This is a genomic window from Streptomyces sp. NPDC040622, from assembly GCF_055593965.1.
In genome coordinates, this window is sequence record NZ_JBVIXD010000021.1 from 12,062 (window position 1) to 32,986 (window position 20,925).

General features: G+C 71.0%; 18 protein-coding genes. 11 read left to right on the forward strand and 7 right to left on the reverse strand.

The window, feature by feature from the left end:
- The first annotated feature begins 251 nt into the window (after positions 1 to 251).
- From ACZ592_RS37410 to pssA, 9 genes are all read left to right on the forward strand, one after another.
- Positions 252 to 2,033, forward strand: a complete 1,782-nt coding sequence (locus tag ACZ592_RS37410; protein ID WP_471586209.1) for a 3-hydroxyacyl-CoA dehydrogenase family protein — start codon at positions 252 to 254, stop codon at positions 2,031 to 2,033.
- 94 nt (positions 2,034 to 2,127) lie between these two features.
- Positions 2,128 to 2,952, forward strand: a complete 825-nt coding sequence (locus tag ACZ592_RS37415) for a TetR family transcriptional regulator (RefSeq protein WP_471586255.1) — start codon at positions 2,128 to 2,130, stop codon at positions 2,950 to 2,952.
- 415 nt (positions 2,953 to 3,367) lie between these two features.
- Complete coding sequence (gene ccrA / locus ACZ592_RS37420) at positions 3,368 to 4,729, forward strand: crotonyl-CoA carboxylase/reductase (protein WP_471586210.1); 1,362 nt, start codon at positions 3,368 to 3,370, stop codon at positions 4,727 to 4,729.
- Positions 4,730 to 4,751: 22 nt separating this feature from the next.
- Positions 4,752 to 6,779 carry a protein meaA gene (locus tag ACZ592_RS37425; RefSeq protein WP_471586211.1) on the forward strand — a complete coding sequence of 676 codons (2,028 nt, stop codon included), beginning with the start codon at positions 4,752 to 4,754 and terminating at the stop codon, positions 6,777 to 6,779.
- Positions 6,776 to 7,741: an HpcH/HpaI aldolase/citrate lyase family protein gene (locus ACZ592_RS37430; RefSeq protein WP_471586212.1), complete on the forward strand. Its 966-nt coding sequence runs from the start codon at positions 6,776 to 6,778 to the stop codon at positions 7,739 to 7,741. Before ACZ592_RS37425 ends, ACZ592_RS37430 begins: the two co-directional genes overlap by 4 nt.
- 6 nt (positions 7,742 to 7,747) lie before the next feature.
- Positions 7,748 to 8,278 (forward strand): MaoC family dehydratase, encoded by a 531-nt coding sequence (locus ACZ592_RS37435; protein ID WP_471586213.1) that lies wholly within the window; start codon positions 7,748 to 7,750, stop codon positions 8,276 to 8,278.
- The gene (locus ACZ592_RS37440; RefSeq protein WP_401997216.1) at positions 8,275 to 9,480 is read left to right on the forward strand and encodes an acyl-CoA dehydrogenase family protein; all 1,206 of its coding nucleotides are present in this window, start codon (positions 8,275 to 8,277) and stop codon (positions 9,478 to 9,480) included. Before ACZ592_RS37435 ends, ACZ592_RS37440 begins: the two co-directional genes overlap by 4 nt.
- Before the next feature lie 171 nt (positions 9,481 to 9,651).
- The gene (locus ACZ592_RS37445) at positions 9,652 to 10,308 is read left to right on the forward strand and encodes a phosphatidylserine decarboxylase (protein ID WP_471586214.1); all 657 of its coding nucleotides are present in this window, start codon (positions 9,652 to 9,654) and stop codon (positions 10,306 to 10,308) included.
- Complete coding sequence (pssA, locus tag ACZ592_RS37450) at positions 10,295 to 11,149, forward strand: CDP-diacylglycerol--serine O-phosphatidyltransferase (protein ID WP_150174018.1); 855 nt, start codon at positions 10,295 to 10,297, stop codon at positions 11,147 to 11,149. Before ACZ592_RS37445 ends, pssA begins: the two co-directional genes overlap by 14 nt.
- A gap of 131 nt (positions 11,150 to 11,280) precedes the next feature.
- Here pssA and ACZ592_RS37455 read toward each other — a convergent pair whose 3' ends face one another.
- Both ACZ592_RS37455 and ACZ592_RS37460 read right to left on the reverse strand, forming a co-directional pair.
- The gene (locus ACZ592_RS37455; RefSeq protein ID WP_471586215.1) at positions 11,281 to 12,312 is read right to left on the reverse strand and encodes a zinc-binding dehydrogenase; all 1,032 of its coding nucleotides are present in this window, start codon (positions 12,310 to 12,312) and stop codon (positions 11,281 to 11,283) included.
- Positions 12,309 to 13,484 carry an LLM class flavin-dependent oxidoreductase gene (locus ACZ592_RS37460; RefSeq protein WP_471586216.1) on the reverse strand — a complete coding sequence of 392 codons (1,176 nt, stop codon included), beginning with the start codon at positions 13,482 to 13,484 and terminating at the stop codon, positions 12,309 to 12,311. Before ACZ592_RS37460 ends, ACZ592_RS37455 begins: the two co-directional genes overlap by 4 nt.
- A 105-nt stretch (positions 13,485 to 13,589) precedes the next feature.
- Here ACZ592_RS37460 and ACZ592_RS37465 point away from each other — a divergent pair, with 105 nt between their 5' ends.
- Positions 13,590 to 14,414, forward strand: coding sequence for a PaaX family transcriptional regulator (locus tag ACZ592_RS37465; protein ID WP_471586217.1), 825 nt, complete (start codon positions 13,590 to 13,592; stop codon positions 14,412 to 14,414).
- Between the two features lies 1 nt (position 14,415).
- Here the strand turns inward: ACZ592_RS37465 and ACZ592_RS37470 are convergent, their stop codons facing one another.
- From ACZ592_RS37470 to ACZ592_RS37490, 5 genes are read right to left on the reverse strand one after another with little or no spacing between them, the layout of a single operon-like run.
- Complete coding sequence (locus ACZ592_RS37470) at positions 14,416 to 15,675, reverse strand: ABC transporter substrate-binding protein (protein WP_471586218.1); 1,260 nt, start codon at positions 15,673 to 15,675, stop codon at positions 14,416 to 14,418.
- The gene (locus ACZ592_RS37475) at positions 15,672 to 16,787 is read right to left on the reverse strand and encodes a branched-chain amino acid ABC transporter permease (RefSeq protein WP_471586219.1); all 1,116 of its coding nucleotides are present in this window, start codon (positions 16,785 to 16,787) and stop codon (positions 15,672 to 15,674) included. The genes ACZ592_RS37470 and ACZ592_RS37475 overlap by 4 nt, the downstream gene beginning before the upstream one ends.
- On the reverse strand, positions 16,780 to 17,670 hold the full coding sequence (locus ACZ592_RS37480) for a branched-chain amino acid ABC transporter permease (protein ID WP_471586220.1): 891 nt from the start codon (positions 17,668 to 17,670) through the stop codon (positions 16,780 to 16,782). The genes ACZ592_RS37475 and ACZ592_RS37480 overlap by 8 nt, the downstream gene beginning before the upstream one ends.
- Entirely contained in the window at positions 17,667 to 18,557 is an 891-nt protein-coding gene (locus ACZ592_RS37485) for an ABC transporter ATP-binding protein (RefSeq protein ID WP_471586221.1), read from the reverse strand. The genes ACZ592_RS37480 and ACZ592_RS37485 overlap by 4 nt, the downstream gene beginning before the upstream one ends.
- Positions 18,554 to 19,369, reverse strand: coding sequence for an ABC transporter ATP-binding protein (locus ACZ592_RS37490; protein WP_471586256.1), 816 nt, complete (start codon positions 19,367 to 19,369; stop codon positions 18,554 to 18,556). The genes ACZ592_RS37485 and ACZ592_RS37490 overlap by 4 nt, the downstream gene beginning before the upstream one ends.
- A gap of 316 nt (positions 19,370 to 19,685) precedes the next feature.
- Between ACZ592_RS37490 and ACZ592_RS37495 the strand changes: the two genes are divergently transcribed.
- Complete coding sequence (locus tag ACZ592_RS37495; RefSeq protein WP_471586222.1) at positions 19,686 to 20,924, forward strand: PucR family transcriptional regulator; 1,239 nt, start codon at positions 19,686 to 19,688, stop codon at positions 20,922 to 20,924.
- The last annotated feature ends 1 nt before the right edge of the window (position 20,925 follow it).

The window sequence follows — 20,925 nt, forward strand, 5'->3', positions numbered from 1 at the left end:
CTCGCGGTGGCCTGGTGACGCAGCCACCGTGGGTGTACCCCCTACGCCTCCAGGGCAGCGGGGGAGCTCGGTCGGTTCGGTACATCAAGTACCTCAGTACGACGTGGCTCCGGGACAGAGCCGGTCGGCTCCTTTCACCGGGCGTGCCCTGCGCGCCGCCCGGACACGACAGACACCACTTCCCGCCCGCCGTGCGGCCGTTGCCGCACCCGCGCGCCCCTCAGTCGTCACTCTCTTCCTGGAGTCCACGCATGGACACTCCCTTGAACACCGTCGCCGTCATCGGCCTGGGCACGATGGGCACCGGCATCACCGAGGTCCTGGCCCGCGCGGGCCGCGAGGTCATCGGCATCGACGTCAGCCGGACGGCCGCCACCCAGGCCGTCGAGTCCCTGGAGGCCTCGACCGCCCGTGCCGTGCGCCGCGAACGCCTCACCGAGGAGGAGCGCCAGGGGATCCTGGCCCGCGTCCGCACCTTCACCGAGCTGCGGGCCGCGGCCGACGCGGACCTGGTCATCGAGGTCGTGCCCGAGTCGTACGAGATCAAGCAGCAGGTCGTCCGCGAGCTCGACACCGTCGTGCGCCCCGGAACGATCATCGCCACCGGCACCAACGCGCTGTCGGTGACCCGGCTCGCCGCCGAATCGGCGCGCCCCGAGCGGGTGTTGGGCCTGCACTTCTTCAACCCGGCCCCGGCGATGAAGCTCGTCGAGGTCGTCTCGTCCGTGCTGACCGCGCCTGCCGCCGTCGCCGCCGTCACCGAGCTGGCGTACGCGCTGGGCAAGGAGCCCGTGGCGGTCGGCGACCGGCCCGGCTTCGTCGCCGACGGGCTGCTGTTCGGCTACCTCAACCAGGCCGCGGCGATGTACGAGGCGAAGTACGCCTCCCGCGAGGACATCGACGCGGCGATGAAGCTCGGCTGCGGCCTGCCGATGGGCCCGCTAGCGCTGCTCGACCTGATCGGCGTGGACACCGCCCGCACGGTCCTGGACGCCATGTACGCCGAGTCGCACGACCGCCTGCACGCGCCCGCGCCGATCCTCAAGCAGCTCAGTGAGGCGGGGCTGAGCGGCCGCAAGTCCGGCCGCGGCTTCTACACGTACACCGAACCGGGCGGCTCCGAGGTGGTGCGCGACGCGCTGACCCCGCTGGAGGGCGAGGTGCGCGGGCCGAGCCGCGAGGTCCGTTCGGTGGGTGTCGCGGGCTCCGGGACGATGGCGTCGGGCATCGCGGAGGTCTTCGCCAAGGCGGGCTTCGACGTGGTGCTCGCCGCGCGCAGCGAGGAGAAGGCCGCGACGGCGAAGTCCCGTATCGGGAAGTCCCTCGCGCGCTCGGTCGACAAGGGCAGGATGACGGCCGAGGCCGCCGCGCAGACGCTGGAGCGGATCACTCCCGCCGGGTCGTACGAGGCGTTCGCCGACGTCGATCTGGCCCTGGAGGCCGTCGCCGAGGACCTGGAGATCAAGCGGCAGCTCTTCGCGACGCTCGACAAGGTCTGCAAGCCGGGCGCGATCCTCGCCACCACGACGTCCTCGCTGCCCGTGGTGGCCTGCGCCCGTGCGACCAGCCGGCCGCGCGACGTGATCGGCATGCACTTCTTCAACCCGGCCCCGGCGATGAAGCTCGTCGAGGTGGTCCGCACGGTCGTGACCGACGACGACGTGCACGCCACCGTCCGCGAGGTCTGCACGAAGATCCGCAAGCACCCGGTGGACTGCGGCGACCGGGCGGGGTTCATCGTGAACGCGCTGCTGTTCCCGTACCTCAACAACGCGATCAAGATGGTCCAGGAGCACTACGCGACCCTGGACGACATCGACGCCGCGATGAAGCTCGGCGGCGGCTACCCCATGGGCCCCTTCGAGCTCCTGGACGTGGTCGGCCTGGACGTCTCGCTGGCGATCGAGAAGGTCCTGCACCGCGAGTTCCGCGACCCGGGCCTGGCCCCGGCGCCGCTGCTCGAGCACCTGGTGGCCGCGGGCTGCCTCGGCCGCAAGACGGGTCGTGGCTTCCGCGAATATGCCCGGCGCTGAGCCGGCCGAGGGGCACCTGGGCGAACGGACGGACTGGGGCGGGCTGCTCGAACCCTCGGGCAGCCCGGTCCCTCAGGAGCACCTCGCCGCGCGCATGCAGTACGTTCGTGGCATGTCCAAGGCCGCCAAGTCCTCACGCAACGCTACCGCCGACGCTCCGGAGAGCGCCGCGGGCAGCCGTGCCGCCGCCCAACGCCTCAAGATGCGCCGGGAGCTGGCGGCCGCGGCGATGGAGCTCTTCGCGTCCAAGGGGTACGAGGCGACGACGGTCGACGAGATCGCCGCGCAGGCCGGGGTCGCCCGCCGGACCTTCTTCCGGCACTTCCGCTCCAAGGAAGAGGCGATCTTCCCCGACCACGACGACACCTTGATCCGCGCGGAGGCGGTGCTCAACGCGGCACCGCAGCACGAGCACCCGCTGGACACGGTGTGCCGGGGCATCAAGGAAGTCATGAAGATGTACGCGGCATCGCCCGCGGTCTCCGTGGAGCGGTACCGCCTCACCCGCGAGGTGCCCACGCTGCGGGAGCGCGAGATCGCCTCGGTGGCCCGCTACGAACGGCTCTTCACACGCTATCTCCTGGGCCACTTCGACGAGCAGGCGCACCACGACGGCAACGACGACCCGCTGCTGGCCGAGGTGGCCGCCTCCGCCGTGGTCACCGCCCACAACCACGTCCTGCGGCGCTGGCTGCGGGCCGGCGGCCAGGGTGACGTGGAGACCCAGCTCGACCACGCCTTCGCGATCGTCCGCCGGACCTTCGGCACCGGCATCGGCGCGGGCCGCGACACCCTGCCCGCCTCCGCCCCGGCGACGGCCTCCGCGCAGGGCGAGGTCCTGGTCACGGTGGCCCGCACGGACGCACCGCTGGACGAGGTCATGCGCACCATCGAGAAGGCGTTGCGCGAGCATTCCTAGGCGCCGCGCAGCCGCCGCATAGTCCCCGTTTGACCCATTTCGTCCTTGCATTTCGAGGGGGCGCTACCGACCGGTAGCGCCCCCTTCGCCGTGCCTCCACCCCCTCTGACCTGCACTGATCGATCATCGGTCAAAAATTAGTGGCACCCAGTGTCTTGCCCGTTGGCACGCGGTGCCATACGTTGATGTTGTCCGGGCGGCCGGCGTGCAGGGATCTCGCGCACGCCGGCTGTCCCCACAAGCCACGGCTCGTGCGCCCGGACGCCTGCGTCACAGGCACCTCCCACGCCCCACCAAGGCGTCGCCGAGCACCACCCTTCGCCGAACCGACGGCACACCCTCCACCGCAACTTCAGCACCCGACGCAACCCTCAAGAGCGTCCACCACAGACGCTTCTTCGCCGGAGGCAACACCGTGAAGGAAATCCTGGACGCGATTCAGGCCCAGACCGTGACCGCGAGCGGCTCCGCCGCCCTCACGTCCGCCGACTTCGCCGCTCTCCCCCTGCCCGACTCGTACCGCGCGGTCACCGTGCACAAGGACGAGACGGAGATGTTCGCGGGCCTGGAGACCCGCGACAAGGACCCGCGCAAGTCCCTCCACCTGGACGACGTGCCGATCCCCGAACTCGGCCCGGGCGAGGCCCTGGTGGCCGTCATGGCCTCCTCCGTGAACTACAACTCCGTGTGGACCTCGATCTTCGAGCCGCTGTCGACCTTCGCCTTCCTGGAGCGGTACGGCAGGCTCAGCGAGCTCACCAAGCGCCACGACCTGCCGTACCACATCATCGGATCCGACCTGGCGGGCGTCGTGCTGCGCACCGGTCCCGGCGTGAACGCCTGGAACCCGGGCGACGAGGTCGTCGCGCACTGCCTGTCCGTCGAGCTGGAGTCCTCCGACGGCCACAACGACACGATGCTCGACCCCGAGCAGCGCATCTGGGGCTTCGAGACCAACTTCGGCGGCCTCGCGGAGATCGCACTGGTCAAGTCCAACCAGCTCATGCCCAAGCCGGACCACCTGAGCTGGGAGGAGGCCGCATCGCCCGGCCTGGTGAACTCCACCGCCTACCGCCAGCTTGTCTCGCGCAACGGCGCCGGCATGAAGCAGGGCGACAACGTCCTGATCTGGGGCGCGAGCGGCGGACTCGGTTCGTACGCGACGCAGTTCGCCCTCGCCGGCGGCGCCAACCCCATCTGTGTCGTCTCCTCGCCGCAGAAGGCGGAGATCTGCCGCGCCATGGGCGCCGAGGCGATCATCGACCGCAACGCCGAGGGCTACAAGTTCTGGAAGGACGAGCACAACCAGGACCCGCGCGAGTGGAAGCGGTTCGGCAAGCGCATCCGTGAGCTCACCGGCGGCGAGGACGTGGACATCGTCTTCGAGCACCCGGGCCGCGAGACCTTCGGCGCCTCCGTGTACGTCACGCGCAAGGGCGGCACGATCGTCACCTGCGCCTCGACGTCCGGCTACAACCACGAGTACGACAACCGCTACCTGTGGATGTCCCTGAAGAGCATCATCGGCTCCCACTTCGCGAACTACCGCGAGGCGTGGGAGGCCAACCGCCTGATCGCCAAGGGCAAGATCCACCCCACCCTCTCCAGGGTCTACAGCCTGGAGGAGACCGGCCAGGCGGCCTACGACGTCCACCGCAACCTCCACCAGGGCAAGGTCGGCGTCCTCGCCCTCGCGCCCGAGGAGGGTCTGGGCGTGCGCAACCCCGAGAAGCGCGCCAAGCACATCGACGCGATCAACCGCTTCCGCAACGTCTGAACGTACTGAGGAGCAGCGGAACATGACAGAGCGCCAGAAGGACCGGCCGTGGCTCATGCGGACGTACGCCGGTCATTCCACGGCAGAGGCGTCCAACGAGTTGTACCGGCGCAACCTCGCCAAGGGGCAGACGGGCCTTTCGGTCGCGTTCGACCTGCCCACGCAGACCGGCTACGACCCCGACCACATCCTCGCCCGCGGCGAGGTCGGCCGAGTCGGCGTACCGGTCTCGCACCTCGGTGACATGCGGCGGCTGTTCCAGGACATCCCCCTGGAGCAGATGAACACCTCGATGACGATCAACGCCACCGCCATGTGGCTTCTGGCGCTCTATCAGGTGGTCGCGGAGGAGCAGGGCGCGGACATCGCCCAGCTCCAGGGGACGACGCAGAACGACATCGTCAAGGAGTACCTCTCGCGCGGGACGCACGTCTTCCCGCCGGTTCCTTCGCTGCGCCTGACCACCGACATGATCACGTACACGGTGGCGCACCTGCCCAAGTGGAACCCGATCAACATCTGCAGCTACCACCTCCAGGAGGCGGGGGCCACACCGGTCCAGGAGATCGCGTACGCGATGTCCACCGCCATCGCGGTTCTCGATGCCGTACGCGACTCCGGGCAGGTCCCCGAGGAGAAGTTCGGGGACGTCGTGGCCCGCATCTCCTTCTTTGTGAACGCGGGTGTCCGCTTCATCGAGGAGATGTGCAAGATGCGGGCGTTCGGGCGGATCTGGGAACAGATCACGCTTGAGCGGTACGGCATCGAGAACCCGAAACACCGCCGGTTCCGCTACGGCGTGCAGGTCAACTCCCTGGGCCTGACCGAGGCCCAGCCGGAGAACAACGTCCAGCGCATCGTCCTGGAGATGCTGGCCGTCACCCTCTCCAAGGACGCACGCGCGCGCGCCGTGCAGCTGCCCGCCTGGAACGAGGCGCTGGGCCTGCCCCGGCCCTGGGACCAGCAGTGGTCGCTGCGCATCCAGCAGGTCCTCGCGCACGAGAGCGACCTCCTGGAGTACGAGGACATCTTCGCCGGCTCGCACGTCATCGAGGCCAAGGTCGACTCGCTCGTCGAGGAGGCCCTCACCGAGATGGAGCGCATCGAGAAGATGGGCGGCGCGATGGCCGCCGTCGAGTCCGGCTACCTCAAGTCGCAGCTCGTCTCCTCGCACGCGGAGCGCCGGGCGCGCATCGAGTCGGGCCAGGAGAAGATCGTCGGGGTGAACTCCTACGAGTCGACCGAGCCGAGCCCGCTCACCGCGGACCTGGACGCGGCGATCATGACGGTCGACCCGACGGTCGAGGCGCGCCTGGTGCACGCCCTCGGGACCTGGCGCGAGACCCGCTACCAGCCGCCGTTCAACCACCCGCGCCCCTGCAAGGCCCTCAAGCGGCTCAAGGAGGTGGCCGCCGGTACGGGCAACCTCATGGAGGCCACTCTGGAGTGCGCACGCGCCGGTGTGACGACCGGGGAGTGGGCCGGGGCCCTGCGGGAGGTCTTCGGTGAGTTCCGGGCCCCTACGGGCGTCTCGAGCGCTCCCGTGGCGGTCGCGGCGGAGGAGGGCTCGCCGCTCGCCCTCGTCCGCGAGAAGGTCGCGAGGACGGCCGAGGACCTCGGCGGCGGCAAGCTCCGCTTTTTGGTCGGCAAGCCCGGCCTGGACGGACACTCCAACGGCGCCGAGCAGATCGCGGTGCGCGCGCGGGACGCCGGCTTCGAAGTGGTCTACCAGGGCATCCGCCTCACGCCCGAGCAGATCGTCGACGCGGCGCTCGCCGAGGACGTGCACGCGGTGGGCCTCTCGATCCTCTCCGGCTCGCACGCCGAGCTCGTGCCGGACGTCCTCGTGCGGCTGCGCGAGGCCGGCGCGCCCGACATCCCCGTCATCGCCGGGGGCATCATCCCCAACAGCGACGCCGAGGCGCTGAAGGCGGCGGGCGTGGCCGCCGTCTTCACCCCCAAGGACTTCGGCATCACGGAGATCATCGGCCGTATCGTCGACGAGATCCGGAAAGCGAACCACCTCGACCCCCTGGAGGTCCCCGCATGACCGCGCCCATCAACCGTCTCCGTCCGCGCCGCTCGTGTCTGGCGGTACCGGGGTCCAACCCCCGCTTCCTTGAGAAGGCCCAGGGTCTCCCCGCCGACCAGGTCTTCCTCGACCTGGAGGACGCCTGCGCGCCGCTCGCCAAGCCGGAGGCCCGGCACACCATCGTCACGTTCCTCAACGAGGGCGACTGGACGGGCAAGACGCGGGTGGTGCGCGTCAACGACTGGACGACCGAGTGGACGTACCGCGACGTCGTGACGGTCGTCGAGGGCGCGGGCCAGAATCTCGACTGCATCATGCTGCCGAAGGTCCAGACGGCCGACCAGATCGTCGCCCTCGACCTCCTGCTGACCCAGATCGAGAAGACCATGGGCTTCGAGACCGGCAAGATCGGCATCGAGGCGCAGATCGAGAACGCGCAGGGCCTCAACAACGTCAACGCGATCGCCGAGGCCTCCCCGCGCGTCGAGACGATCATCTTCGGCCCGGCCGACTTCATGGCATCCATCAACATGAAGTCCCTGGTCGTGGGCGAGCAGCCGCCCGGCTACCCGGCGGACGCGTACCACTTCATCCTGATGAAGATCCTGATGGCCGCCCGCGCCAACAACCTCCAGGCGATCGACGGCCCCTACCTCCAGATCAAGAACGTCGACGGCTACCGCGAGGTCGCGAACCGCGCCGCCGCGCTCGGCTTCGACGGCAAGTGGGTGCTGCACCCCGGCCAGGTGGAGGCCGCCAACGAGGTCTTCTCGCCCTCCCAGGAGGACTTCGACCACGCCGAACTGATCCTGGACGCGTACGAGTACTGCACGTCCGAGGCAGGCGGCAAGAAGGGCTCGGCGATGCTCGGCGACGAGATGATCGACGAGGCCAGCCGGAAGATGGCGCTGGTCATCTCCGGGAAGGGCCGTGCGGCGGGCATGCAGCGCACGTCCAAGTTCGAGGCCCCGGAGGCGTAAGACATCATGCAGTTCGGCCGCACCTACGAAGAGTTCGAAGTCGGCGCCGTGTACAAGCACTGGCCCGGAAAGACGGTCACCGAGTACGACGACCACCTCTTCTGCCTGCTCACCATGAACCACCACCCTCTCCACATGGACAGCAACTATGCGGAGAAGACGACGGATTTCGGGAAGAACGTCGTCGTGGGCAACTACATCTACTCGCTGCTCCTCGGCATGTCCGTCCCGGACGTCTCCGGAAAGGCGATCGCCAACCTGGAGGTCGAGTCGCTCAAGCACGTGGCGCCGACCTTCCACGGCGACACGATCTACGGCGAGACGACCGTCCTGGACAAGACGCCGTCCAGGTCGAAGAGCGACCGCGGAATCGTCCACGTGGAGACCAGGGGCTACAAGCAGGACGGCGCGCTGGTCTGCGTGTTCCGCCGCAAGGTGATGGTGCCCACCGAGACGTACATCAAGGAGCGCGGCGGCGAACAGCCCGGCCGCCCGGAGCTGAACGCCCCTTCCAAGAGCACGGAGAAGCAGCCATGAGCCGACTCGCGCAGACCGCCGGTCTCACCGACATCCAGCGGGAGATCCTGTCCACCGTCCGGGACTTCGTCGACAAAGAGATCATTCCTGTCGCGACCGAGCTGGAACACCGTGACGAGTACCCGCAGCAGATCGTCGACGGCCTCAAGGAGTTGGGCCTCTTCGGGCTCATGATCCCGGAGGAGTACGGCGGCCTGGGCGAGTCGCTGCTGACCTACGCGCTCTGCGTCGAGGAGATAGCGCGTGGCTGGATGTCGGTCTCCGGCATCATCAACACCCACTTCATCGTCGCCTACATGCTCAAGCAGCACGGCACGCAGGAGCAGAAGGAGACCTTCCTGCCGCGCATGGCGGCCGGCGAGGTGCGCGGTGCGTTCTCGATGTCGGAGCCGGGGCTCGGCTCCGACGTGTCGGCGATCACCTCGAAGGGCGTCAAGGACGGCGACGAGTACGTCCTGAACGGTCAGAAGATGTGGCTGACCAACGGCGGAACGTCAACTCTGGTGGCCGTCCTGTGCCGGAGTGACGAAGGACACCCCGAAGGAACCGCCCCGCACAAGTCGATGACGACCTTCCTCGTGGAGAAGGAGCCCGGCTTCGGCGAGGTCCGCCCCGGCCTCACCATCCCCGGAAAGATCGACAAGATGGGGTACAAGGGCGTCGACACGACCGAACTCATCATGGACGGACTGCGAATTCCGGCCAATCGCGTGCTCGGCGGCGCCACCGGCCGAGGTTTTTACCAAATGATGGACGGTGTCGAAGTCGGCCGCGTCAATGTCGCGGCGCGTGGCTGCGGCGTCGCTCAGCGTGCATTTGAGCTGGGAGTCTCTTATGCCCAGCAACGTCACACTTTCGGCAAGGCGATCGCTCAGCACCAGGCGATTCAGTTCAAGCTGGCCGAGATGGCTACCAAGGTCGAGGCCGCGCATGCGATGATGGTTAACGCAGCGCGCAAAAAGGACTCCGGGGAGCGAAACGACCTCGAAGCAGGGATGGCGAAGTACCTCGCCTCCGAGTACTGCAAGGAAGTCGTGGAGGATGCGTTCCGGATCCATGGTGGCTACGGGTTCTCGAAGGAGTACGAGATCGAGCGTCTCTACCGGGAGGCCCCGATGCTGCTGATCGGTGAAGGTACCGCCGAGATCCAGAAAATGATCATTGGCCGACGACTACTCGAAGAGTATCGATTCCAGGGCTGAATGCCCGGTTTGGGCCGTTTTCGCCGAGAAGAAGATCACACCCTGTCAACACTCTTCGGCCGCCGACTCGGCTTCCTGGCTTGCCCAGTTGTGGCTCGCAACCGATAGCATCCGGAAAAAGCCGCCGTCCCCCAGTTCACTGCGCGGCATCATCCGCTACGAAGGTCATCCATGCCCCACAGCCAAACCTCTGCACCACGCGACGGCATTCTTCAGGGACGCCTTGCTCGCGGAGCATCGCCGTGGCTCCTGCCGACCGTCGCAACCGCGGCACTCAGTCTCGCCCGCGCGCGCCGCTCCAAGGGCGCCGCGGCCGTGGCCGTACCCGCCACCGCTCTGGCGGCGGGCATGCTGTGGTTCTTCCGCGACCCCGAGCGCGAGATCGCTCAGGGCCGGGTCATCTCCCCCGCCGACGGTGTGGTGCAGAGCATCATGCCGTGGAAGGACGGGCGTACCCGCGTCGCCATCTTCATGAGCCCGCTGAACGTCCACGTCAACCGCGCGCCCCTCGCGGGCACGGTGACGTCCGTGGAGCACATCCCCGGCGGGTTCGTCCCGGCGTTCAACAAGGAGAGCGAGAACAACGAGCGCGTTGTCTGGCACTTCGACACCGAGCTCGGCGACATCGAGATGATCCAGATCGCGGGCGCGGTCGCGCGGCGCATCGTGCCGTACCTGCCGCAGGGCACGAAGGTGGAGCAGGGCGAGCGGATCGGCCTGATCCGTTTTGGCTCGCGCGTCGACATCTACCTCCCCGAGGGTGTCGAGGTGGACGTCGAGGTCGGTCAGAAGACCGTGGCTGGGGTGACTCGCATTGACCGTGGTTGATCCTGAGACACAGGCGGGCTGGGTGCCCGAGGCGGTGGAGGACGAGGCCGACGAGGAGATGCCTCTCTCACTGCGCCTCTCGATAGCGGACACCCTCACGCTCGGTAACGCCACGTGCGGGTTCATGGCGGTGTACTTCACCACCACGGGCATCCTCATCCCGCACCTGCAGGGCAGCAACGAGAGCGGCATGGCGCGGCACTCCGCCGCGACCGCCGTGATCCTGATGCTCTGCGCTGCCGTCTTCGACCTCTTCGACGGACTCGTGGCCCGCAAGCTGCGGTCCTCGCCGATGGGCGCGGAGCTGGACAACCTGTCGGACCTGATCAGCTTCGGTCTGGCGCCCGCGTACTTCGTCCTCGTCTACGGCATGGTCGCCGACGACGCGCACCAGCGGGTGGCGGCGGTCGGCGCGATCGTCGTGCTGTTGGCGGTGGTGCTGCGGCTTGCGCGGTTCAGTTGCGTGACCGTGAAGGACGGCACCTTCCAGGGCATGCCGTCGCCCTTCGGGGCGCTCACGGTCGTCTCGATCGTGCTCCTGGAGCTGCCCTTCGTGGCGACGCTCCTCGCGATCATCGGCACGGCCTGGCTCATGGTCAGCCGCGTCGAGTACCCGAAGCCGAGGGGTCCCCTCGCGGTGGCCATGCTCTCGTGGATCGTCGCGGCCATGGGGCTGCTCGCGGCCTGGGCGTTCGAAGCGCCCGGCGGCCAGCTGCTCCTGCAGACCGGCTGCGCGCTGCAGCTCGTCCTCGGCGCGGTGATCCCCCTCTTCGCCACGGCTCGGAGGGTGAACAACTTCCGGGGCAATCGGCGTGAGGCCCGGGCGGCGCAGTTGCCGTAGGGGCACGTGAGCGGATTCTTCGGGGGCCCGGACCTTCTGGTTCGGGCCCTTTCGCGTACCCCCGGTCGCCCTGCGGGCCCGTCCTCAAACGCCGCACGGGGGCTGCCGGTCCCCCGGCCTCGCCGTGCGCCTCAGACTGTCCCGGCGTCCGGGCGTACCAGTACCTTCACGTGGTCGTCGGGGCGCGCCAGCATCGCCATCGCCGCGTCCACCCCGTCGAACCCCACCTCCCCCGTGACCAGCGCCGCCGCGTCCACCCGGCCTTCCGCGATGCGGGTCAGGGTGCGGGCGAACTCCTCCGGGGGATAGGTCATGCACATGGTCACCGTGATGTCCTTGTAGATGCCGACCACAGGCCGGATGACGTCCTCCGTCATGCAGGCGCCGATCAGCAGGACGCGGGTGGAGCGCGGGGCGCGGTGCAGGATCGTGTTCAGCATGCCGGGGCGGCCCGAGCACTCGTACACGCTCAGTGCCTGGCCTGCAGCGCTCGCCTCGCGCCAGGCGTCGAAGGGGTCGCGCGTGGCCGGATCCACCACCACGTGTGCTCCGAAGCGCTCCGCGAGCCGCCTGCGGCGCGTGGCGGGCTCCGAGACGACGACGGGGGCCACGCCCCGCTCCACGAGGGCCGCCGTGGCTCCCAGGCCGATGGGGCCGGCGCCGAGGACCACGGCGCCGGTGCCGGGGGCGGGGGCCGCGCGCGCGACGTTGCCGAAGCCGACGGCGAGCGGCTCGGTGAGGGCCGCGACGTGCGGCGGGACGTGCTCGGGGACCGGGATCAGGGCGGCCTCCTGGAGCGTCATGCGCTCGCCGAAGCCGCCGGGGAAGGCCGTCGAGTAGCCGATCGTGCGCAGCGTGCCGGTGGCGTCCAGGGCCCAGGGCAGGCCCACGACGACCTTGCCGTGCCACTCCCCGGGGCTCAGCACCCGCGCGCACAGCTCGTGGCCCATGACCAGGTCCGCGTCCGGGTCGAAGAGGAACGCCGCCGTGCCCGAGTCGCGGGAGGCCGCGAGGAAGTCGTCCGTGTGGCGGGCCGCCGAGAGGTCCGAGCCGCAGATGCCGGTGGCCAGCGTCCGGGCGAGGACCTGGCCCGGACCCGGTGCCGGCGGCTCGGGGACCTCGTCCTCGGTGAAGCGTCCCGCGCGCAGGACCGCCGCCCTCATCGCGCGTCCCGGCCGGCCGCGTCCCGGACGGCCGCGTCGATCGCCTGGTGCGTCACGCGCATGAAGCGCTCGCTGTGCTCGCGGGCCCACCCCATGGAGTCCTGCCGGGCCCGGTTCGCGCCGGTGAAGTGCGGCACGACGTACTCGGCGAAGAGCTCGTAGCTGCGCCGCTTCGCCTCCGGCGTGCTCATCGGCAGATCGAGCAGGAGCAGCGTGCCGAAGCCGCCCGAGGCCGTGGCCAGGGCCTCGACGCGGGCGATCGCGTCCGCCGGGGTGCCGACGGTCGCGACGCCGAAGATGGGGAAGCCCTCGTGGGTCCAGCGGTCGACCGCGTCCGCCGCCCTGTGGCCCCAGGGCAGCGTCGTGCCCGACAGTCCCTCCAGGTAGCGGACCATGTGCAGCACCCCGTGCTCCGCCTGCTCGCGCGCCCGCGCCGCGCTGTCCGCCAGGTGCATCGGCACGACGAGCCGCCAGGCCGCGCGGTCGGGGGTGTGGCCGTGTTCGGCGCAGGACTTCTCGTACGCGGCCCAGTTGCCGTTCAGCGCGGCGAACCCGGCGGGGTCGGCGGCCGCCAGGGAGAGCAGCCCGATGCCGTGCCGGCCCGCCTGCACCGAACCGGAGGGAGAGACGGTCGAGGCGACCGCCATCTCGATGCCGTCAGGGGCGAAGGACCGCAGTTGGAGCCTGGCCTCGGCCAGCTCGAACCAGTCCGTGCGCCGGGTGACGGTCTCGCCGCGCAGCAGCCGTACGACCGCGTCCAGCGCCTCGGCCATCATGGCGCGCTGCCGCATCGGGTCGATGCCCATCATGAACGCGTCGGAGGCGAGCTGGCCCGGGCCCGCGCCCAGCATCACGCGGCCCATCGTCTGGTGGTCGAGCTGCATCATGCGGTCCGCGAGGATCAGCGGGTGGTGGTACGGCAGGGAGTTCACGCCCGTGCCGAGCCGGATGCGGCGGGTGTGCTCGGCCGCCGCGGCGATGAAGACCTCCGGCGAGGCGACCGTCTCGTACCCGGCGGAGTGGTGCTCGCCGATCCACGCCTCGTCGAAACCGAGCTCGTCCAGGCGGCGGACGAGATCGAGGTCGCGGCGGAGGTGGAGCGCGGGGTTGCCGTCGAGGCCGTGGTACGGGGCGATGAAGGTGCCGAAGCGGGTGGGGCCCTGGTGATCCATGCGTACGCCTTCCGTGGGCGATGACACTGGACGTAACATCGAGCGCTCGAATTCTTACGTCCTACAACGGGGCGTCGAAGAGGTCAACAGGTGTGAGGGGGCTCGATGTTGGAGACACCGCGCACCCGTCGGCGCGCGGACGGCTCGCCCAGCGCGCGGACCCTGCTGCTCACCGTCCTCGGCGAGTACGTGCGCTACGCGGGCGACGAGCGGGTGTGGTCCCCTGCCGTCATCGGTGCCCTGCGGGCCTGCGGGACCGGCGAGGCGGCGACGCGGCGGGCCCTGTCCCGGCTCACCGAGGAGGGCTGGCTGCGCACGGAGCGGGCCGGCCGCTGGAGCGTTCTCGTCCTGGAGCCGCCTCTCGTCGCGCTGCTCACCGCGTGGACGCACCGCCTGGAGCGTGCGGTCCGGGAGACGCCGTGGCAGGGCGAGTGGCAGCAGCTGATGCTGCGCGGGCCGGCCGAGGGCCGGGCGCTCGCCGAGGAGCAGTTGGCGTTCGAGGGGTTCGGGCGCCTCGGCCCCGGGGTGTGGATCGCGGCGGACGCGGGCGGGGTGGCCGCGCTCAAGGAGCTGCTGCGGGAGCAGGGGCTCGCCCGGCACGCCACCTGGCTGCTCTCGCGCGCCGAGGACGACGGGGAGCTGGTCGCCCGCGCCTGGGACCTCTCGGCGGTGCGCGCGGCGCACGAGACGTTCCTCCGGCGCTTCTCCGGAGCGCGTGCGGGGTCGGACGCGGAGGCGTTCGTGCTGCGCACGCGGCTGGTGCACGCGTGGCGTGGCACCTTCGAAGGGGACCCGCGCCTCCCGGAGGCGCTGCTGCCGCCCGGCTGGCCCGGGTCCGCGTCGACAAAGCTGTTCATCGACATCTGGCGTGCGGTGCGGGGTCCCGCGGAGCGCCACTGGCGGCGGCTCGCGCGGGACCCGCGCGCGTGACTCACTCCCCGGCCGTGTACTCCTTGGCCGCGCCGGCCGTGCCCGGTTCACGGACGACCTTCATGCCGCCCGTCGCCTTCTTGTCCGGCTGGAGGATGACGCTCGCCTTGGAGGAGGGCGCCTTCGGGTCGGTGAAGTCCTGCGGGACGCCGAAGCCCGCGTCGAAGTCGTCGATGGTCAGGAGCGCCTTGTCGACGCCCTCGCGCGTGAGGTCCTTGTCCGCGCACGCCTTCTTCAGGGCCTCGCCGAAGACCGCCGCCGCCGTCCAGCCCGCCACGACGCCGTTGTCGAGGGAGTCGTCCGGGTGGGCCTTCTTGTAGTCGGCGACGAGCTTCTTGGCCGCCGTCGTGTCCGCGCCGATGGGCAGGGTGGGCGAGGCGACGTAGTAGTTCTTCGCGAGGGCCGGGCCCGACTGGGTGGCGAGGAGCTGCGGGGCGAACGCCGAGTTGTTGCCGATGACGGGCACGTCGAAGCGCCCCGCCGCCGCGACGCCGACCAGCGAGGCCGCCTGGCGGGGGCCCGCGCTGATGACGACGGCCTTGACGCCCGCCTTCTTCAGGGCGGAGACCTGGGCGGTCATGTCGTTGTCCGTCGGCTTGATCTTCTGCTCGACGACCGTGAGGCCCTCCTCCTCCGCCATGTGCCGCGAGCCCTTGAGGGCGCTCTCTCCGTAGTCGCCCTCGAAGTAGACGTGGCCGAGCTTGTCGCCCTTCTTGAGGCCCTTCTCCTTCATCAGGAAGTCGATCGCGTTGATCGTCTCCAGGTCGTACGTCGAGCCGACCACGCGCACGTAGGGGCTGCCGAGGAGGTTCGACGACCAGGCCTGCGGAAGGACCAGGCCCTTGTTGCCGTCGACGCGCTGCTTGACGGCGGCGACGAACGGGGAGCCGATGAACTGGGCGAAGCCGAGGACCTTCGGCTCCAGCTCGGTGTAGGCGGCGACGGCCTTCTGCGGGTCGTAGCCGTGGTCGCGGACGGTGAGCTTCAGCTTGCGGCCGCAGATGCCGCCGTCCGCGTTGGCCTGCTCGACGTAGAGCTGCTGGGCCTGGGTGACGCTCTTGCCGAGTGTCGCGTAGACGCCGGTCATGTCGGTGAGCACGCCGAGGTTGATGGTCTGGCTCGTGACGCCGTCGCCGGTCTTCACCCCGCCCGCGCCCTTGTCCCCGCCGTCGTCGTCCTTCGCCTTGGAGCTGCACGCGGTGAGCGCGAGAAGCGCGGCGAGGGCGGTGGCGGCCGCCGTGGCCCTGGTCGTTGTGTTCATGCTTCCTCCCCTGGAGTGCCTGGAGTTGCTTTGCTGCGCCGGTCGGCGATCCGCACCAGGCCGCCGGGCAGGAAGAGCACCACCGCCACGACGGCGGCGCCGTACAGATACCGGGACGCCTCGCCCGGTGAGATCCCGCCGGTGCCGGGGGCCGAGACGAGGGGCAGTGCGTCGCTGTACCGGCTGAGCAGCTGGGGCAGCAGGGAGACGAGGGCCGCGCCTGCCACCGCTCCCGCCACCGAGCCGAGGCCGCCGATGACGATCATCGCGAGGTACTCCAGGGAGAGCGTCATGCCGAAGTAGTCGGGCACGGTGCGCTGGAAGACCAGGGCGAGCAGTACCCCGGCAAGGCCCGCGTACATCGACGACAGGACGAAGACGCCGGCGCGGTAGCGGGCCACCGGAACGCCGATCACGCCCGCGGCGACGCGGTGGTCACGGATCGCGTTCATGGCGCGCCCGGGTCGGCCGCGCAGCACGCCGCGGGCGAAGAGCCCGCAGGCCAGGAGCGCGATCAGACCCGCGTACCAGAGCTTCTCCGCGGAGCCGAACGGAACGGCCGCGACGACGGTCTCGCTCTCGTCGAAGGTGATGCCGAAGAGGTTCAGGGGCGGTACGTCGCGTCCGTTCGAGCCGCCCGTCAGGTCGTGCGCGTTGAAGAGCACGTGCTGCCCGATGAAGATCAGCGCGAGCGTCGCGATGCCGAGGTAGGCGCCGCTCAGGCGGCCCGCGATGGGGCTGAAGAGGCCGCCCGCGAGTCCGGCGAGGGCGACCGCGAGGGTCGCGGCGAGCCAGCTGGGCAGGCCGAGCCCGGTCAGGCCGTCGCCGCCGTCCCCGGCGAGGGCGCAGTAGGCGTACGCCCCGACGGCGAGGAAGAAGGCGTGGCCCATGGAGAGTTGGCCGGTGGCGCCGGTGAGGAGGTTGATGCCGATCGCGCCGATGGCGGCGGCCATGGCGAAGAGGCCCGCCTGCAGCCAGAAGCGGTCCAGGTAGAACGGCACGGCGAGCAGGACGACCGCCGCGGCGGCCCACAGAAAGACGCGGGGGCGTTTGAGGGGTGTGCGCGGCACGGGGCGGGCGGCGGGTGCGACGGCCTCGGTGACGTCAGACACGGGCGAGCTCCTTCGTGCCGAACAGCCCGGCGGGGCGCATCAGCAGGATGACGGTCATGACGAGGTAGGGCGCGAGGTCGCCGAGTCCCCTGCCCAGGAAGGTGAGGTCGCTCTGGTAGCCGGTGGCGAGGGATTCCGTGACGCCCACCACGAGGCCGCCGACCAGGGCTCCCGTGGTGGAGTCCAGGCCGCCGAGGATCGCGGCGGGGAACGCCTTCAGGGCCGCGAGTGACGTGGCGCGTTCCAGCCCCGGGGTCGGGAAGACGGTGAGGAACAGCGCGGCCACGGCGGCGAGCGCGCCCGCCACCGCCCACGCGCCGAGCGAGACCCTGCCGAGCCGCACGCCCATCAGGGCCGCGGTCTCGGGGCTCTCGGCGGCGGCCCGCATCGCCACGCCCCAGGAGGTGTGGCGGAAGGCGAGGAGGAAGACGGTGATGAGCAGGGCGGCCGCGACGAACGCCGCGATACGGGTGTGCGCGAGGGAGATCGGGCCGACGGTCAGCACGTCGTCGCCCCAGGGGTCGCCGAGCGGCAGCACGTCGGTGCCGAGGCGCCGGGTGAGCTCGGTGGTGAGCAGGATGTCGACGCCGATGGTGACGATGGCGAGCACGCTGTGGTCGGAGCCGCGGTAGCGGCGCATGACGAGGAACTCGACGGCCGCCCCGACCACCGCCGCCCCCGCGATGCCCACGAGCAGCGCGGGCCAGAAGCCGAGGTCGTCGTGGAGCGAGGCAGTGATGTAGCCGCCCGCGAGGAGCAGCGAGGCGTGCGCGAAGTTCACCACCTCGGTGGCGCGGAAGATGACGACGAAGCCGAGGGCGATGAGGGCGTAGACCGAACCCAACGAGAGTCCGTTGAGGAGGAGTTCGACGAAGGTGGTCATGACCGGGCCTCCCCTTCCCCGCCGCGGCCGTCCGCGGCGCCCGGCAGGTCACCGGCGCCGTCGGACCGGTCGGCCTCCCCCAGGTAGGCGCGTACCACCGCCGGGTCGCGCTGGACGTCGGCGGGCGTGCCGGAGGCGATCCGGCGCCCGAAGTCGAGTACGGTCACCGCGTCCGCGAGCCGCATCACCACCCCCATGTCGTGTTCCACCAGGACGATCGAGATGCCGAGGCTGTCGCGGACGCCCGCGATGACGGCCGCGGTGCGGCGCCGTTCGTCGGCGGTCATGCCGGCGACGGGCTCGTCGAGGAGCAGCAGGCGCGGCTCCATGCACAGGGCGCGGGCGAGCTCGGCGAGTTTCTGCTGGCCGTAGGGCAAGGAGCCCGCGGGCTGGTCGAGTTGGCGTTCCAGGCCGACGAAGGCGGCGATCTCCCGGACGCGTGCGCGGTGCAGGCGCTCCTCGCGGGCGGCCGAGGGGAACCGGAGTCCGGCGGCCACGAAGCCGGTGCGGGTCAGCCGGTGGCGTCCAAGCAGCAGGCTGTCGGCGACGGTGGCGCGCGGCGGCAGGGCGAGGTTCTGGAAGATCCGGGCGACGCCGAGCTCCGCGATGCGGTGCGGGCGCATGCCGGTGAGTTCACGCTCGCCGAAGCGGACGCTGCCCTCGGTAGCGCGGTAGACGCCGGACAGGACGTTGAAGCAGGTGGACTTGCCCGCGCCGTTGGGTCCGATGACGGCGTGCACGGTGCCGGGGCGGACGGTGAAGTCGACGGCGTCCAGGGCCGTGAGTCCCGCGAAGCGCACGGTCAGCCCGCGGACTTCCAGGGGCGGTACGGGCGGGGGCGGTACGGAGTCGTCCGGCGACGCCCCGGCGGCTGCGTGATCGCTCATGGCGCGGCCTCCCAGCGCCTCAGGGCCGGCAGTGCGCCGAGGCCCCGCGACGCGTCGTCCGCCGCGTCCTCGTCGACCACGCCCAGGTAGCGGCGGCGCACCTCGTCGGAGGCGGCGAGCTCGTCCGCGGGTCCCGCCAGGGCGACCTCGCCGACGTCCAGGACGTACGCCGTGGAGGCGAGCCGCAGCGCGAGGGCGGCGTTCTGTTCGACGAGGAGCACCGAGGTGCCCTGTGCGTTGATCTCGCGGATGGTGTCGGCGATGCGCGCCGCCATCAACGGCGCGAGCCCCAGGGAGGGTTCGTCCAGGAGGAGCAGGCGCGGGGAGGCCATCAGCGCCCGCCCCACCGCGAGCATCTGCTGCTCGCCGCCGGACAGCAGCCCCGCGCGCTGGGCGCCTCGGTCGGCGAGGACGGGGAAGAGGTCGTGGACGCGTCGCAGGGCGTCCGCCTTGGCGGTGCGCGACCCGGTGGACCCGAGCGCCCCGGCCCGCAGGTTGTCGGTGACGGTCATCCGGGCGAACACCCGCCTGCCCTCGGGCACTTGGGAGATCCCGGCGGCCACCACCCGGTCCGGGGCGAGGCCGTCGACGCGCCGCCCGTCGAAGTGGATGGTGCCCGAGGTGAGCGTCCCGCCCTGGAAGGAGAGGGTGCGTGAAACGGCGCGCAGCAGCGTCGACTTGCCCGCGCCGTTGCCGCCGAGGACGGCGACGACGGCGCCGTCGGGCAGGTCGAGCGAGACCCGGCGCAGGGCTCTGACGGGGCCGTAGCCGACCGACACGTCCCGCACGGCGAGTCCCGCCCCGCGCTCCACGGCACCGGCCCTGCCCGGCTCCCCCACATCGGTACGGCCCACGTAGCGTCCCCTCGTCCCGCACGGCCCGTCCGCCGTCGCGTGGCGCTCACCCCAGCACCGCGGGACCGGCCCGTCCACGGGCAGCGGGGGAAACGCTGCGAGGGACCAGCGGGGGCGCCCCGCCGTTGTGCACGCGCACAACACCGCGTGTCAGGGGCCTGCCGGCGGGGGCCGACCGGTGGCATCCTCCGCACCAGCGCCGCACCCGGCGGCGGATCCGACGACATCCTCGCGACGTCCCGACGACGTCGTGGAGCGCGGCGACGGGGGAACGATGACCGGACCCACCCACGGACGCAGGCCCCGGACCGGGCACGACTGGAAGCTCCTGAAGGAGGCGTGCACCGCGCTGCTGCCCCGCCTGCCCGAGCTGGTCGACGAACATCTGCGCCGGCTCGGCGAGCACTCGTCGGTGTACGGCCGCGTCCTGCCGTACGACCTGCAGTGGCGGGAGGCGGAGGAGGCCATGCGGATCGGCATCGAGACGATCTCGGCGCCGCGGGCCTCGCCGCGCCGCGATCTGGAATACGCGGAGGACGCGGGGCGGCGCCGCGCCCAACAGGGCCTGCCTCTCGAACTGTTGGTGCACGCGTACCGCAGCGCGGGCTATCTGGTGTGGGACTCGCTCCTGGAGGGGGCGGCGGGCAAGGAGCCCGAGCGGCTCGCGGTCCTGATGCGTTCGGCGACGATGGTGTGGTCGGCGGTGGACGCCCAGGCAGCGGCGGCGTCGGACGCGTACCGCGCCACGGAGCTGGAGCTGCGCCGGCGCACCGACGAGCAGCTGCAGGCCTTGCTCGACGCACTCCTGGAGGGCCGCTCGGCGCCCGGCCTCGCGGCGCGCGCGGCGGCCGGGCTGGATCTGCCCGAGCACGGCCCGTACGCGGTGGTGGTGCTCCGCGTGGACCGGCGTGACGGGCGCGAGGCGTTCCACCGGCAGATCCAGCGCACGGGCTTCCGTTTCATCTGGCGGATGCGGACGGACTGCGAGGTCGGCGTGGTCGCGCTGGGTTCGGCGGAGCACGGCGGGACGGGCGGCCTCGACGGTCTCGCCCGGCTGCTGGAGGGGCGCTGCCCGGGGCCTGGCGGCATCAGCCCGGTGGTCGGCGGCCTCGCGGAGCTCGGCCGTGCCCGGCGCCTGGCAGAACTGGCGCTGCGCACCTGCCCGCCGGACGGGACCGGCATCGTACGGCTGGACCGGCGGATGCCGACGGCGCTGGTGGTGAGCCAGCCGGAGCTGGCGGGACGGCTGGTGACGGACGTGCTCGGCGAGGTCCTGACGCTCGAACCGGCGGACCGGGCGGTCCTGTTGGAGACGCTGGACGCCTGGCTCGCGTGCGAGGGTTCGGCGGGCCGGGCCGCGGGGCGGCTCTACTGCCACCGCAACACGGTCTTCAACCGCCTGCGCCGCCTGGAGCAGTTGACCGCCCGCTCCCTGGCGCGGCCCCAGGACCTGGTGGAGGTGGCGCTCGCGGTGGAGGCGCACCGGCTGACGCAAGGGGCCCGCTCGGCGTGAA